This window comes from Brevibacillus formosus (assembly GCF_003013405.1).
GTDB classification, from domain to species: Bacteria; Bacillota; Bacilli; order Brevibacillales; family Brevibacillaceae; genus Brevibacillus; species Brevibacillus formosus.
The window spans coordinates 534300-549472 of record NZ_PXZL01000001.1 but is presented as its reverse complement, the minus strand read 5'-3'; the positions used below and the strand labels follow the sequence as shown (position 1 = coordinate 549472).

General features: G+C 44.2%; 15 protein-coding genes. 1 reads left to right on the top strand and 14 read right to left on the bottom strand.

Features of this window, described 5'->3' with window-relative positions; genetic code table 11:
- Positions 1–8: 8 nt before the first annotated feature.
- The 14 genes from hslV to C7R91_RS02570 form a co-directional block, all read right to left on the bottom strand.
- A complete protein-coding gene (hslV, locus tag C7R91_RS02635; protein ID WP_015891764.1) occupies positions 9–551 on the bottom strand; it encodes an ATP-dependent protease subunit HslV in 543 nt (180 codons plus the stop codon).
- Between the two features lie 15 nt (positions 552–566).
- Complete coding sequence (xerC, locus tag C7R91_RS02630) at positions 567–1508, bottom strand: tyrosine recombinase XerC (RefSeq protein WP_047067930.1); 942 nt, start codon at positions 1506–1508, stop codon at positions 567–569.
- A gap of 61 nt (positions 1509–1569) precedes the next feature.
- A complete protein-coding gene (gene trmFO / locus C7R91_RS02625) occupies positions 1570–2883 on the bottom strand; it encodes an FADH(2)-oxidizing methylenetetrahydrofolate--tRNA-(uracil(54)-C(5))-methyltransferase TrmFO (RefSeq protein WP_047067932.1) in 1314 nt (437 codons plus the stop codon).
- Positions 2884–2922: 39 nt separating this feature from the next.
- On the bottom strand, positions 2923–5001 hold the full coding sequence (topA, locus tag C7R91_RS02620) for a type I DNA topoisomerase (RefSeq protein WP_047067934.1): 2079 nt from the start codon (positions 4999–5001) through the stop codon (positions 2923–2925).
- 106 nt (positions 5002–5107) lie between these two features.
- On the bottom strand, positions 5108–6226 hold the full coding sequence (gene dprA, locus C7R91_RS02615) for a DNA-processing protein DprA (protein WP_047067936.1): 1119 nt from the start codon (positions 6224–6226) through the stop codon (positions 5108–5110).
- Positions 6227–6361: 135 nt separating this feature from the next.
- Positions 6362–7264, bottom strand: a complete 903-nt coding sequence (gene sucD, locus C7R91_RS02610; RefSeq protein WP_015891769.1) for a succinate--CoA ligase subunit alpha — start codon at positions 7262–7264, stop codon at positions 6362–6364.
- A 153-nt stretch (positions 7265–7417) separates the two neighbouring features.
- Positions 7418–8578, bottom strand: coding sequence for an ADP-forming succinate--CoA ligase subunit beta (gene sucC / locus C7R91_RS02605; protein ID WP_047067939.1), 1161 nt, complete (start codon positions 8576–8578; stop codon positions 7418–7420).
- A 186-nt stretch (positions 8579–8764) separates the two neighbouring features.
- Positions 8765–9820: a hypothetical protein gene (locus C7R91_RS02600; RefSeq protein WP_047067941.1), complete on the bottom strand. Its 1056-nt coding sequence runs from the start codon at positions 9818–9820 to the stop codon at positions 8765–8767.
- A gap of 36 nt (positions 9821–9856) precedes the next feature.
- On the bottom strand, positions 9857–10750 hold the full coding sequence (locus C7R91_RS02595; RefSeq protein WP_047067943.1) for an AlbA family DNA-binding domain-containing protein: 894 nt from the start codon (positions 10748–10750) through the stop codon (positions 9857–9859).
- 84 nt (positions 10751–10834) lie between these two features.
- Complete coding sequence (locus tag C7R91_RS02590) at positions 10835–11173, bottom strand: SCP2 sterol-binding domain-containing protein (protein ID WP_047067944.1); 339 nt, start codon at positions 11171–11173, stop codon at positions 10835–10837.
- 72 nt (positions 11174–11245) lie between these two features.
- A complete protein-coding gene (locus tag C7R91_RS02585; RefSeq protein ID WP_047067945.1) occupies positions 11246–11560 on the bottom strand; it encodes a YbjQ family protein in 315 nt (104 codons plus the stop codon).
- 125 nt (positions 11561–11685) lie between these two features.
- Complete coding sequence (locus tag C7R91_RS02580; protein WP_047067947.1) at positions 11686–12498, bottom strand: CBS domain-containing protein; 813 nt, start codon at positions 12496–12498, stop codon at positions 11686–11688.
- Positions 12495–12851 (bottom strand): hypothetical protein, encoded by a 357-nt coding sequence (locus C7R91_RS02575; protein ID WP_017249346.1) that lies wholly within the window; start codon positions 12849–12851, stop codon positions 12495–12497. Before C7R91_RS02575 ends, C7R91_RS02580 begins: the two co-directional genes overlap by 4 nt.
- A 29-nt stretch (positions 12852–12880) precedes the next feature.
- Positions 12881–13603 (bottom strand): EAL domain-containing protein, encoded by a 723-nt coding sequence (locus C7R91_RS02570; RefSeq protein WP_047067949.1) that lies wholly within the window; start codon positions 13601–13603, stop codon positions 12881–12883.
- 496 nt (positions 13604–14099) lie between these two features.
- Between C7R91_RS02570 and C7R91_RS02565 the strand changes: the two genes are divergently transcribed.
- Positions 14100–14408, top strand: a complete 309-nt coding sequence (locus C7R91_RS02565) for a protease inhibitor I42 family protein (protein ID WP_106786163.1) — start codon at positions 14100–14102, stop codon at positions 14406–14408.
- Positions 14409–15173: the final 765 nt, after the last annotated feature.

The following is a 15173-nucleotide window of genomic DNA, read 5'->3' as shown; positions in this document are numbered from 1 at the left end:
CCTTTCGCTCAATTCAACTCATCCACAACAAGATTGTTGTTTGTGAACACGCAAATTTCAGCAGCGGTACGAAGCGATGCTTCCGCAATTTCACGTGCGCCAAGATGGGGCGCATATGTTTTCAATGCACGACCTGCTGCAAGGGCAAAGCTACCGCCAGAACCAATTGCAAGAATCCCGTCATCAGGCTCAATGATTTCGCCATTTCCGGAAATAAGCAGCAAATGCTCCTTATTGGCAACAATCATCATTGCTTCCAAACGACGCAAAATTTTATCCATGCGCCACTCTTTCGCCAGCTCTACAGCAGCTCGCTGCAGATTGCCGTGATACTCCTCCAGCTTTCCTTCAAACTTCTCAAAAAGCGTAATGGCATCAGCAACAGAGCCAGCGAATCCTGCTAAAACTTCGCCGCGATATAGACGTCTTACTTTTTTGGCACCGTGCTTCATTACCATGCTGTTGCCAAAAGTAACCTGACCATCTCCGGCCATCGCTACAGACCCATTGTGCTGTACAGCAAATATGGTTGTTGCGTGAAACTGTTCCATCACTGATTCCTCCCGTTATGTCCGATTGGCGGAACCTGTATTGCCCGGGTTTGCTCGTGGGTGAGCGGTGTCATATACATGCCGAAGTCGCTCTTTGGTCACATGCGTGTACACCTGTGTCGTCGAAACATTGACGTGTCCCAGTAATTCTTGCACGGTACGCAGATCTGCGCCGCCATTCAACATATGGGTCGCAAACGTATGACGAAAGGTATGTGGTGAAACCCGCAATTGAAGAGCGTACGTATCTACGTATTTGTCTACAATCCGCCGAACACTGCGGTCGGATAACGGTTCTCCCCGATAGTTAACCAGCAAATTGCCGTGTTCTACTTTTCCAGCCAACAGTTTTTCTCTTCCATATTCTAGGTATTGCCGAAGAACGTCGCAGGCATAACTACCAACCGGCACATACCGTTCTTTCGCTCCTTTTCCATAAACCAAGGCGACTCCCATGCTCGGATTCACATCATTCACAGATAAAGTGGTGAGCTCCGTAACGCGCATGCCGCTTGCATACAACAGTTCAAAAATCAGCCGATCACGAATTCCCAATGGAGTGGTTGTATCAGGCAGATCGAAAAAAGCTTGAACTTCTTGCGGATATAAAAAGGAAGGAAGTTTCTTCTCCATTTTGGGAGTGGAGACTAGTTGAAATGGATTCTGTTCCAGTTGACCTTCACGCAACAGAAATCGGTACAAGCTACGCAAACTGGATAGTTTGCGGGCAATACTTCGCCGGGAAAGCCCCCTGCCAGCCAATTGCGCGAGAAAGGAGCGACCATGCAAATAAGAAACAGCAGCAAATACGGTGATTTGGTGCTGTTCCATAAAGGAGACAAATTCGCTGATATCTGCCACATACTGCTTCACCGTATGAGGAGAGGCGTTTTTTTCAACTCGCAAATAGCGGGTAAACATCTCAATATCCGCAGAATTTTGTTGCGAAATGTCCATACGGGATGCACCCTCCTCGAAGCACCTATATAGTAACACAGACGAAAATCGGATATCAATGTTAATTGTGTCGTTCTTGTGTAAAATTCTGAATTGTATCTAGCGCTCGCTCAGCGAGCTTTTCATTTTTCAAACGCTTGTCTCGGATTCTTTCTGGCCATTCCGGTACGAGCCCGAAGTTTGCGTTCATTGGTTGGAAATGCTTTGGATCTGCCGTTGTAATATAACGAGCCATACTGCCCATAATTGTTTCTGGTGGAAGCACGATCAGCTCTTCCCCTTTTGCGAGTCGTGCCGCATTGATCCCCGCAAGTAAGCCAGAAGCTGCTGACTCTACATATCCTTCTACACCAGTCATTTGACCAGCAAAGAAAAGTGTTTCGCGATCTTTATACTGATACGTAGGCTTCAACAGTTTTGGCGAGTTGATAAAGGTGTTGCGGTGCATGACACCATAACGAACGATTTCGCAGTTTTCCAACCCAGGAATGAGTGAAAAGACTCTTTTTTGATCCGGCCATTTCAGATGAGTCTGGAAGCCTACAATGTTATACAATGTCGCAGCACTATTGTCCTGACGAAGCTGTACAACTGCATAAGACTTTTTACCTGTTCGCGGATCAACCAGACCTACAGGCTTCATGGGACCAAATGTCATGGTTTTGTGTCCACGCTTTGCCAATACTTCAATCGGCATGCAGCCTTCGAAGAAGATTTCCTTTTCAAATTCCTTCAATGGAACAGTTTCCGCAGAGATCAACGCATCATAGAAGCGATTGAACTCCTCTTCTGTCATCGGGCAGTTCAGGTAGGCTGCTTCACCTTTATCATACCTGGAAGCAACGAATACCTTATTCATATCAATCGAGTCTTTCTCGATAATTGGTGCTGCTGCATCATAAAAGTACAGATATTCTTCACCCGTCAGCTCTTTTAACTTTGTAGACAAAGCTGGAGAAGTAAGTGGCCCCGTCGCAATTACGACAATCCCATCAGGAATTTCAGTAATCTCTTCCGAAACGACCTCAACTAAAGGATGATTACGAACCGCATCTGTAACATGAGCAGCGAACTCGTGTCTGTCTACGGCAAGCGCGCCTCCAGCTGGAACCGCGCAACGATCTGCAGCATCGATAATGACAGAGTTCAGCCGACGCATTTCTTCCTTTAATACACCCACTGCATTCGTCAACGTGTTAGCACGCAATGAATTACTGCATACCAACTCTGCAAATTTATCTGTATGGTGTGCAGGCGTTTGTGTCTTCGGTCTCATTTCATACAGCCTTACTTTTACACCCGCCTGCGCGATTTGCCATGCTGCCTCACTACCAGCGAGACCAGCGCCCACTACTGTAATTGTTGGTTGTGACATGCTGTTAATCCTCCAAACTACAAAATCGAATCAGGCTGCTTAGGAGTCTGCCTCTTCTTGATAATCACACTTGGTGCAAACAATGCTAACTCCTTGCTTCTTACGCTTTTTCTCCACGAGCATGCTGGAGCATTTTGGACAAGGTCTGGCAATCGGTTTGTCCCACGATACAAAATCGCATTCCGGATATTGATTGCAGCCGTAAAAAATACGACTCTTCTTAGATTTACGTTCGATAATCTCTCCGGTTTCACACTGCGGACACTTTACGCCGATTTCTTTAACAATCGGCTTCGTATTCCGGCAATCCGGGAATCCGGAACAAGCTAAAAACTTTCCAAATCGACCAAGCTTATAAACCATCACACGGCCGCAAAGCTCACATGATTCATCCGATTCTTCGACTTTCAGCTCTACTTCTTTCATTTCTTCTTCTGCAACAACTACGCGCTTTGCAAAGTCTTGATAAAAATCGTCCAGGACCTGCACCCAGTTGGTGGTTCCTGCTTCGATATTATCCAAACCCGATTCCATTTGCGCAGTGAATTCCACGTTTAGAATCTCCGGGAAAAACTCCTCGACAAGCGTGATCACAATCTCGCCCAGCTCAGTCGGGACAAAACGCTTCTCCTCTAACGCCACATAGCCCCGCTTTTGAATGGTCTCTAATGTAGGCGCATAGGTAGACGGACGTCCAATTCCCATCTCTTCCATCGTTTTAAGCATGCGTGCTTCGGAGAATCGAGGCGGTGGCTGTGTAAAGTGTTGACTCGGCTCGATTTCTTTTTGTTCGAGAATTTGTCCTTCTTCAATGGGCGGCAGGAAGCTTTCTTCTTCTGCGCCATCATCGCTTCCTTCAATATATACCTTCATAAATCCAGGGAACTTCACTTTCGATCCTGTTGCTCTGAAGGTAACTCCACCTGCGTCGATATCTACGCTCATCGTATCAAGAACAGCTGATGACATTTGACTGGCAAGGAAACGCTCCCAGATTAATCGGTACAAGCGAAGCTGATCTCTCGACAAGTATTCCTTGATTTCATCTGGTGTACGCATCACACCTGTTGGGCGAATCGCTTCGTGAGCATCTTGAGCATTCTCGTTTTTCACTTGATTACGTGGCTCAGTTAATACATAGTCTGGCCCGTATTTCTCAAGTATGTATTCTCTTGCTTCATTCTGTGCAGTTGCAGATAGGCGAGTAGAGTCTGTTCGCATATAGGTAATCAAACCAACTGCGCCCTCTTTATTGCCAACGTCAATCCCCTCATAGAGCTCTTGAGCAATACGCATGGTCTTAGAAGTGCGGAAGTTCAGCTTACGTGCTGCCTCTTGCTGTAAAGAACTCGTGATAAAAGGAGGTGCAGGATTGCGCTTACGTTCACGCTTGGTTACCTTTTGTACCACGTATGGTTTGTTCTTCATTCGTTTCAATACCGCTGCTACATCATCTTCCGAATGAAGCTCCACCTTCTCGTCGCCATAACCATAGAACTTCGCGTTAATTTCTTTTCCGTCGCTGATCAATGTGCTCGCAATCGTCCAATACTCTTCCGGGATAAACTCTTGGATCTCCCGCTCACGATCCATGATAAGCTTTACCGCAACCGATTGAACACGTCCGGCACTCAAGCCTTTTCGAACCTTTTTCCATAAAATTGGACTGATATTGTATCCCACGAGTCTGTCTAGAATGCGACGTGCCTGTTGAGCATTTACCAAGTCCATGTTTATGTGTCGTGGATGCTTGAATGCTTCTTTGATGGCATCTTTGGTAATCTCATTAAATACCACACGAAGTGGCTGGTTCAAATCGAGCCCCAAGTATTGTGCCAAATGCCAAGCAATTGCCTCCCCTTCGCGATCCGGGTCGGCTGCGAGATATACTTTTTTCACTTTTTTAGCGGCATCTTTTAAGCCTTTCAATACATCGCCTTTACCGCGAATGGTTATGTATTTGGGTTCAAAATTCCGCGTAACGTCTACACCCATTTGACTTTTCGGCAAATCGCGTACATGCCCGATAGACGCTTTCACGATATATTTACTACCCAGGTATTTTCCAATGGTTTTGGCCTTCGTAGGGGATTCTACGATTACTAGCGTATCAGCCATTTTTTTCCTCCCCTTTTAGTAAGGAATCTTCCCTATTATTAAATACCCTCATCCGGTTTGTCAAACACTTGTGCCTCTAGGTATTGCCAAAAAGCTAGCGGATATGCTATCGCCGTGCAAAATAACCCCCAGGAAGCGCCACAATGACCCCTTTTGCTTCCAGACGAATGACCAGCTGATGTAGCATCCTGCGTTGGTCTTTTTCTAAACTGCTCATTAACTCATCCAGATGAATCCCATCATAGGTTACGGCTTCCACAATAGCTTTTTCTTCATTAGATAAGGGAATAACCTCCGTTGGATTTCTTTTTTCGACCCACTGCATCTGGTCAGCTTCTGGAAGATGATGCTTGATTTCCTCCCATATATCGTTACTGCACGTTACTAGCTTTGCACCTTGTTTGATCAAGTTATGCGGTCCCGCACTCATCAATGAAAAAATTGGACCAGGAATTGCAAAAACTTCCTTGCCCTGCTCAAGTGCACAGTCTGCCGTAATCAAGGACCCGCTTTTTTCTGCTGCTTCTACCACTAAAACACCGATAGAAAGTCCACTTATGATGCGATTTCGCTCTGGAAACAATCCAGAAACAGGTGGAATATGAGGAGGATATTCGCTGAGGAGTAGGCCAAAAGATTCAATTTCGCGATAAAGTTCTCGGTGTCGAGAAGGATAAACATGATTCATTCCGCAACCGAGCACACCAATGGTCTTACCGCCTGCTTTCAAGGTAGCTTGGTGAGCCTCCGCATCAATTCCATACGCTACCCCTGAGACAATGACAAGACCAGCTTGTACCAATTCTCGGACAAAAAAGCTACAGCTCGCTCTTCCATATGGTGTCGGTTTGCGCGAACCAACGACGCCAATCGACAATTTTTCCAATAACGTGTGATCGCCACGATAAAACAACGCCCATGGAGAATCGGGGATATTTCGGAGCGAAACGGGATAATCATCGTCAAAAGGACATAAGAAGCGCGTTCCCTCTTCTTCACGCTTTTCCAATAGTGCCATAGCTGAAGCTTCATTGCTTTGCTTGTCAACCTGCCCAATGATCAAGGAAGTCAATCTGAGCTCACGTGCCAGTTCATGCCAATTTTCGATAGCGGTCTGAAAAGAACCTGTGATTTCAAAGATTTCTCGAATTTTCTTTCTTCCCAAGCCTGATATCATCGTTAACACATACACCCAGTCTCTCTCGTCGAGCTTCGCCTTTTCCACTCCAAAATCCTCCTTCATCCCGATCACAATTGTCACAGCGGACACCTTTTGAAAGTTATTCTATCGAAAGAAAGAGGTTGCTTCAAAAATAAAAAAGTGGACAAGCCTAAGCCTGTCCACTTCCTTCTTATCTGCTTACTTGCCCATTACTTTCTCGAGCATACCGCGCTCTTTCAGCAATTCAACAAGTGTTTCACCGATTACTGCAGGTGTTTTCGCTACGCGAATACCGCATTCTTCGAGCTTCGCGATTTTCTCAGCAGCTGTACCTTTACCGCCAGAGATGATCGCACCAGCGTGGCCCATACGTTTTCCTTCAGGAGCAGTTTGTCCCCCAATGAAGCCTACAACCGGTTTTTTCATGTTAGCAGCGATCCACTCTGCTGCTTCTTCTTCCGCAGTACCACCGATTTCACCCAGCATGATAACTGCTTCTGTGTCTGGATCTTCGTTGAACATTTTCAGTACATCGATGAACTCCATACCTTTTACTGGGTCTCCACCGATACCTACAGCTGTGGATTGACCAAGGCCGCGAGTAGAAGTTTGGTGAACTGCTTCATAAGTCAAGGTACCGGAGCGAGATACGATACCCACTTTACCTGGAACGTGGATGTAACCAGGCATGATACCGATTTTGCACTCACCTGGAGTGATTACGCCAGGGCAGTTAGGACCTACGAGAAGGGTTTTCTTGCCTTCCATGTAGCGCTTAACTTTCACCATGTCCAGAACTGGGATACCTTCAGTAATGCAGATTACCAGATCCAGTTCAGCGTCAACTGCTTCCATGATCGCGTCAGCAGCGAAAGGAGGAGCAACGTAGATAACGGATGCAGTTGCACCTGTTGCTTCAACTGCTTCTTTTACTGTGTTGAAAATTGGAATACCGTCAACTTCGGTTCCACCTTTACCAGGTGTTACACCGCCCACCATTTGTGTACCGTATTCAACGGCTCCGCGAGTGTGGAACAGACCAGTTGCACCCGTAATCCCTTGCGTAATTACTTTTGTATTTTTATTAACGAGAATACTCATCGCGTAATTTTCCCACCTTTTTTAACGTGTAGGAATTTATAAGCACTTGCTTATAAATTTCCGGAGCGCATGAAAACTTTCCGAAGAGTCGCGGTCGCTCAAACTTGAGTTCGCCTCGATAGATGTTTTCTTAACGTATCTACTCGAAATATCTTACTTTACCAAGGATACGATTTTCTCAGCGCCATCCGCCATAGATTCTGCAGCTACGATGTTCAAACCGGACTCATTGAGGATTTTCTTACCCAAATCTACGTTTGTACCTTCGAGACGTACAACGAGAGGTTTGTCCAATTTGATTTGTTTTGCTGCATTCACTACGCCGTTTGCGATAACGTCACATTTCATGATGCCGCCGAAGATGTTAACGAAAATACCTTTTACTTTTTCGTCACGGAGAATAATTTTAAACGCTTCCGTTACTTTCTCTTCAGTAGCTCCGCCACCAACGTCAAGGAAGTTAGCTGGGTCTCCACCGTAGAATTTCACGATGTCCATTGTTGCCATCGCAAGACCTGCACCGTTTACCATGCAACCGATGTTACCATCAAGTGCGATGTAGGACAGATCGAACTTGGAAGCTTCGATTTCTTTCTCATCTTCTTCATCCAGATCGCGCAGAGCTACGATGTCAGGGTGACGATAGAGAGCGTTGCTGTCGAAGTTCAGTTTCGCATCCAGTGCCATTACTTCACCGTCGCCAGTTACAACCAATGGGTTGATTTCAGCGATAGAAGCATCTTTATCAACAAAAGCTTGGTACAAGCTCATCATGAACTTGGCAGCTTTGTTAATCAATTCTTTAGGAATGTTGATTGCGTAAGCCAGGCGACGAGCTTGGAAGGCATTCAAACCTGTTACTGGATCAACTACTTCTTTAAAGATTTTTTCTGGAGTGTTTGCTGCTACTTCCTCGATGTCCATACCGCCCTCTTCGGAAGCCATCATTACAACACTTCCAGTAGCACGGTCAACTACTAGACCAACGTAGTATTCCTTCTTGATGTCGCAGCCTTGCTCGATCAGAAGGCGCTTCACTTCTTTACCTTCTGGACCTGTTTGATGAGTAACCAGTACTTTGCCAAGAATTTCGCTGGCATATGTACGAACTTCATCAAGGTTTTTTGCAACCTTTACCCCGCCAGCCTTACCACGGCCACCAGCGTGAATTTGCGCTTTTACTACGTTTACTTGGGTGCCCAGTTCTTTCGCTGCTTCAACAGCTTCTTCCACTGTGAAAGCTACGCGTCCTTCAGGAACTTTTACACCGTACTGCTTAAGTATCTCTTTACCTTGATACTCATGAATGTTCATTCTCCATCCTCCTATGGCAGATAAAGATCGGCAGGCTTTTAGACCGGTTCAAAGACGTCTGTCTTTTTCCGGTCATAACCTCCACTATCAGTGCAACGTAACTATTCTACGACAAAAACTGCAAAAGTGGTAGTAATATGTTCTTTTTATCGTGACCAGAAATGCGAAAATCCATGAGGAAATTCCTCATTTTCGTAGAGATTGAAACAATTTCCACACGTTTTCAGCGAGTTCATCGTGAATGTACCATGTTTGTTCATACTTAAAATAACGTGGATATAGTTCAATTCTCTGTTCTTTATCATTCACCAAAAAATGAAGTTCGTATTGTTTTTTGCCCGGATCTTTCGGTGGAACAATTAGTGGATCTGCATTTTTTAAAACTCGGACAGATTGATGGGCAATTCCTTGCTCGATCGTCGTTTGAGTGACATCCAACTTTGTGTCTTGGACGTTCATTTCACCAATTGCTGTGATGCGAATCCGTGTAGATTTAAATAACTGGTCAATCCTGTCATCCTTACGATTGCTTGGTGGCATCCATTCCGTTAACCGTGAAAAGAGGCTACCCTCTACGTGAAAGAAAAACGTTTCTCTCCCAAAAGGAACCGCAATCAGCGTCGGCGTTAAAATGGCCACTTCGACAGGCTTGTCAGCAGAATTCATTCTCATCCGATAGTTCGGGTAGAGTGGATATTGCTTGCTGCGACTGTCCACTTCTGGAACTGCCGATTCCATTACTTTCCTGATGTATTCTGCTTCTAATTCGTTCAACACGCGCGCCTGCCCAAGATCCTCTGCCGCTAAACGCACGCTCTGAATTTTTTGTGAGAGCACTCCTTTGCCAGTTAACTTGTTTATCCACTGATAAAAATAGCTGGCACCCGCTCCACGATACGTATGTCCCCCAAACTCACTTGCCGACTCACCCACTGTCACGACAAGTGGAGCCTGCTGTGTCCGATAAAGGACGAGCGTAAAACGTACATCTTCTTGCTTTAAAGGCTCGGATGATATTTGTAAATCTTGTCCCTGACCGGACAGTTCTTGTAAAAACAAGCGCAAGTCCAATAATACTTCCTGTCCATCCGTTGACATCACCGTTACTTTGTCAACCGTACCAAGCTCTTTCTCGATATGATCTTTCATGTCATCAGAAACCTTGCCTGACTGTGCACAGCCCGTGACGAACAAGCTACTCACCATCATAACCAGTAGACACGTACGTAAAGACGATATCACGCAGTAACCCTCCTCGTGTATTCCTGTAAGATAACGCTACAGAAGTCCCAATCGACGGCTGATCTCACTGCCTAGCTTTCGTTTCACGTAAATTTCACCAATTTGGTGCGGATCTTTTACGACAACGGAGCGATTGTTCGTACGAATTACCACATACTTTTCATTGTTTTTATCCAAACCGCAGATCAAATCAGATGAAGCTTCTACAAAAATAGCTACCACTGTTTTCCCATCTATTTTTTTCAACGAAATTTTTGGAAATGGGGTCACAAACGGCGAAGTCTTATCCTGGATGTATTGCGTAATGGCTAGAATGTATTTGTCCGGGTCTCCGTACTGCTCGATCTCATGATCAATCCCACATACTGTCCCCTCATCTGTTATACCTAAAAATAAATTTCCGTTGTTTGAATTCGCAAACGCCACAATAGACTTAATAATTCCCGTCTTCGAATAAAGAAAGTCGCGTTTGAATTCAATCATGTCGTTCTCACCAAGTTTTGTTGCTGTTACAGGATCATCAATTCGGCCTAAATAGCGAAAGCGACTGATGGCACCTAAGCGATAGACATATTCTTCAAATATATCAGCAGGCAGAGAAAGGTCTTCTATGCTTGCATCTGTGTTTTGCCACAATTTATATGTTTGCGGAGCAAAGCACATGTCAAACAATACGTTCCCACCGAGCGAGCGTATGTTCATACCAATGGAAGCAGGCATGATCTTCCCCGGATGATAAGGGGCATCTGTTTGCACTTCCAAAACTCCTGAATGAATTAAATAATCGAAATAATGACGCGGTAATTGTACATGTTGCTTTAATAACTGACGTTCTGGCTTGGGTCGTCTGATTTCCTGATAAAAATCAAAACGCACAGATTGTTCTTCCAGTTGGCTTACCATCGCAATCAATGAACAAATATGGCGCATGTTTCCCCTCGTTTTGTGTTAGAGTAGGTGTCATTGTTTGGTCATATTTTAACGCAACCTTTTAAGAATTGACTAGTTTTTTCGTTATTTTTGTGATTGGTAGTGATGTAAGATTGTTTGCAATTTAAACGAAAGTCCCATTTCTCCGCTAATTTTCAGCTTGCCCGTTACAAAAGCAACCGTGGGATTCAAGCGACCCTCTACAAGCTTTATAAAATCTTTGTCAGACAACTCCACCTTGCAGCCCGCTTCCCTTGTCACACCCATCGTGTAGTCCGCTTGATTATCGGCAAAAACCACTTCGTAGGTGCCCCCCTCTTCCCCACTTAGGACAAAATGGTAAACCGCATGTAATCCAGCGATTCCTTGTGGCAGAGCGTTTATTCTATTCGATAAATCCTGAAGAGTTTTTTGTACCTGCATGCTCACTTCTCCTTGCTAGTTATGTATGAGGGACCGCTTTCGGTAAAAAAAGAAAGCCGGGAGTTTACCGGCTTACTTTACACGGACAGCTGTGCCTGTGGCAATAACCATCATCATACCTTCTCGCAATGTTTCGAAGTCGAGATCAACCCCAATCACTGCGTTTGCACCTAACGCCCTTGCTTTTTCTTTCATTTCACGCAAGGCCAGTTCGCGACCTTCTGAGAGCTTGCTCTCATACGAGCCACTTCTGCCTCCGATGATATCCGTAATTCCTGCGAGAAAGTCCCGGACTACGTTTGCACCCATGATTACCTCTCCGCTGACGATATCCAAATACTCCTCCACTTCTTTTCCTTGGATCATGCTGGTAGTAGTTACGATCATGTCATTGCCTCCTCATATTGATCTCTGCTCACAATATGTATTACGTACCATAAAATAATCGGTTGCGAAGAAAGATCTAAACCTGTCCAAAAGTGTATGCGCATTGCTAGCAAACTATACTTTTCCTATCCCATAGTGGAAGTAAGTGTTTTGGATAATTTGGCAGCTGAGGAGCCTAAACTTGCTTCTGCGATTAATTCCCGCCAAGACCTAGCGAAGAAGTCTGGTGTTTGGAACCCGTTAACATGGCCAACTGCTGCAGATACAAAGATATCCAGAACGTTTGTTGGACGTGTAATAAGCGAAATGTATTCCTGAATCTGTTCATCCGAAATCGTAGAGATCAAAACAAACTCGTCCCCTGCATAACGACATAAGTAATCCCCCTGTTCTTCAGCCAAAGAAGAGAGAACCGAAGAATAGGTGCGGATGACATCATCCCCAAATGGATGGCCATGCAGCTTATTTATTCGGCCAAAGTCGTTCAAATCAATAAAAAGCAAATGGAAAGGTTTACGCTCCTTTAAAAAATTTTCCCCAATAAACTGGATGTAAGGAGCGCGATACAAACCCGATAATGGGTCTCGATATTCTGCTATTTTCATCTCTACGATTTCTTTTGTGATGAATCCGATCAGTTGATCCTCTTGCTTGACCAAAGCCAGACCACTTTGTTCTTGATGAAGCGCGTGATAGGCCTCCCAAACATTGTGATTGGCTGACAGATAGAACGGCTGACTGCTCATGGCATCGGCAACGATTCGGTTAGGATGAGCGGACAGCACGTCTCTCGTCGTAACCATTCCCAGCACCTCTCCGTGATCCATGACAACTAACGAATCAACATGAGATTCGTTCATTCGCTCCGCCGCATAAGAGACACTTTTGTCAGAGGTGATGGTACAAATCGTCGTCGTCATGATGTCGGAGATGTTCATAATAGATCCACCTCTCGTTGAACAGACAATGCTATTTTCAATTCAGATCGTAGAACCATCGAGTCGCTAATCATACGCTCTGCCTCTTCCAGAATGATTTTCATCAATAATTTTTCATCAATCATTTGCAAAAGGGTATTTCTTAACAAGACTGCCTCAATCTTCGGATGATTCATCTTCAGTAAAGTAAACTGCTCTGGGGAAAGTGCATCCGCCATTCTCCTTACAGCCTCGGGACCAATCGGTGCTTTCCGCCCGATGATCAACAGATCCTGCATCGGAGGGACTTCAAACTCGGATATTTTTAAGGAAAGCGTTGCTTTCCGAGAATATACGTTGTTATCACTAGCCATAAAAATTCCTCCAATTCTGCATTGCCCTCTTATTCGTCCGGCAAACTGCCTGGTTTACCAAACAAGTATCCCTGGCCGATTGCAACGCCCAATAAAGAAGCACAAGCAAAATCCTCTTCTTCTTCAACTCCTTCGAGAATGAGTTGAGGTGCATCTTTGCAAAAATCAACAAACAATTTTACGGTCTTTTGCTTTTCTAATGAACTCGAGAGCTCTTGCGAAAAAAAGCGATCAATTTTGATGTAATCAGGTGAAATATCTTCAATTTTACTAAATATGTTTGCGCCATCTCCGACATCATCCAACGCAATTAGGAACCCCAACTTTTTCAATTCAGCTATGCGTCGGGTAAAAATAGGTTCGCTCCAGCATTCTCCTTCCATAATCGATTCGTTGATCTCCAAAACGATTTGGGTTAAAAAGGGACGGAAGGTACGAGCGATCTTTTGAATGAAGCCAGGAAATGTGTCTTCTATTATGGTAGAAGGAAAAATATTCACAAATAAAAGCTCGTTTTTGTGTTCAATCGACGAGTGAAAAAAGGTCAAGAGCGCATAATGCAGGGAATGGACGTCGAGTTCTGGCAGCATTTTGTTTTCCTTCGCCAAAGAAAACAATGCCTCTGGATGGATCCCCGCTTTACTGCGAAGTAATACTTCATACCCTATCCTACTTTTCTCAGGAAGTTGACATATTGGCTGAAATGCGTGGTAGTACTCTTTTTTCTTAAATAATTCTGCAATGCTCTCCATCAATTTTCCTTTCCCTTTCCTAGCAAGTATGAACACAAAGAAAAAGCTTCTTCCATGCGCGAGATAGTCTGCGCCATGGAAGTGCTGGGAAATGTACCTACATGCACGCGAGCAAAAGAGATTCCACTCTCTTTAGGATACTTCTAGTCAGAACAATAACTAGGTAATAAAGATTACAAATATCCGCAGACATTTCGACAATATATGTCTTTGTCCCTACTTATTCGCCAACATCTTGCATATTCCTTTCCAGATCATACTAATTGTTTCAAATTAATCAGGAACATTGTACGTATCATGGCTATTTTCTATCGTTATATTTTCGCTATATGATAGATGTATCAAGTAATTCCATAACTTGTAAACCGTTCTGAATCGCTTTCTATAAATGAAAATAGAAATTTTTATGTTTGTTCCGTTGTTAGCAACTATTGAGCCTTTTCATATGGTATAGAAAATGGGTACCGACTTCATTCAAAGGGAGGAAGGAAGGCCAGTGGCCAACACCTCAACGTATACACTGCAAGTTCAGGAAGGTCACTTGTTCACGATTACGCTAGTGGCAAATCCCTCAACCGGCTATCAGTGGGACCTGTCTAATCCAGTGGATGCTCGCTTTTTATCGTCGCATGCGAATCATTTTGTTCCTCCATCATCGCCAGCTCGTATGGGGCAAGAGGGGCATCAAGTCATGTCCTTTCAGGCTCTGCGGCGAGGAATGACGTCGATTTCTTTGAAGTATTGTCGGCCCTGGGATAGTGGGGATTGCGGGGCGTTTGTGTTTTATGTTGTTACGGTTGTGTAGGATTAGGTTTAAAAAGTACTTACTGTTACGGACTTGGTAGTGAAGTTGTTAGTCTGCATATGCTGCGTTGATTTCCGGTGCAAATGAAGACTAAATAATTTCCCTTGGAAACTTGACTATTTGACATTTGGACAAGCGTTGACATCTTTACAGACATGACTATGCAGCAAACTGTACATCAATGCAACAATAGTTGACGAAGCAAAGTTGTGGGAACAAAGTAGGAGCATATCTGCATGTTGATTCAAACCGCGCATATTGATAATCATCCAAACATATATGGTATAATTTGGATGAGGTGAATAATATGGGATTCATTGTTTTATCTGCATTGTATCTTAACCCTATTCTGGCTATTTTGTTCTTTGTTAACTTTACATTTATTATGAAGAAAATTGTCAACAATAAGGATTATAGGCGAAATGCTGTTTTTGGATCATTGCTGATTGTGTGGATCTTTTTTTCATATGGAATGCTCATTATGGCAAGGTAGTTGTTTTAGGAAGTGAGCAAATTCAAATGAATACAAAAAAATTTCCTTGTCCAGGTTGATTGATGGACTCACAGATTCAGATAGAAGTGCAAACAAAGTACCCTTACGAGAGGCACAGGGAACCTTTATTCGTTTTGGGCTAGCGCCGAACATGGCGAACCATTTGTTAAAAAGCCTACAATGACGAAAAAGATAAAAAGTAGATGCCACTTACTTGGGACTACATTGTAATGATCCCAGTGCTAACTACTGTGCTACTCTGTTTCTCAACG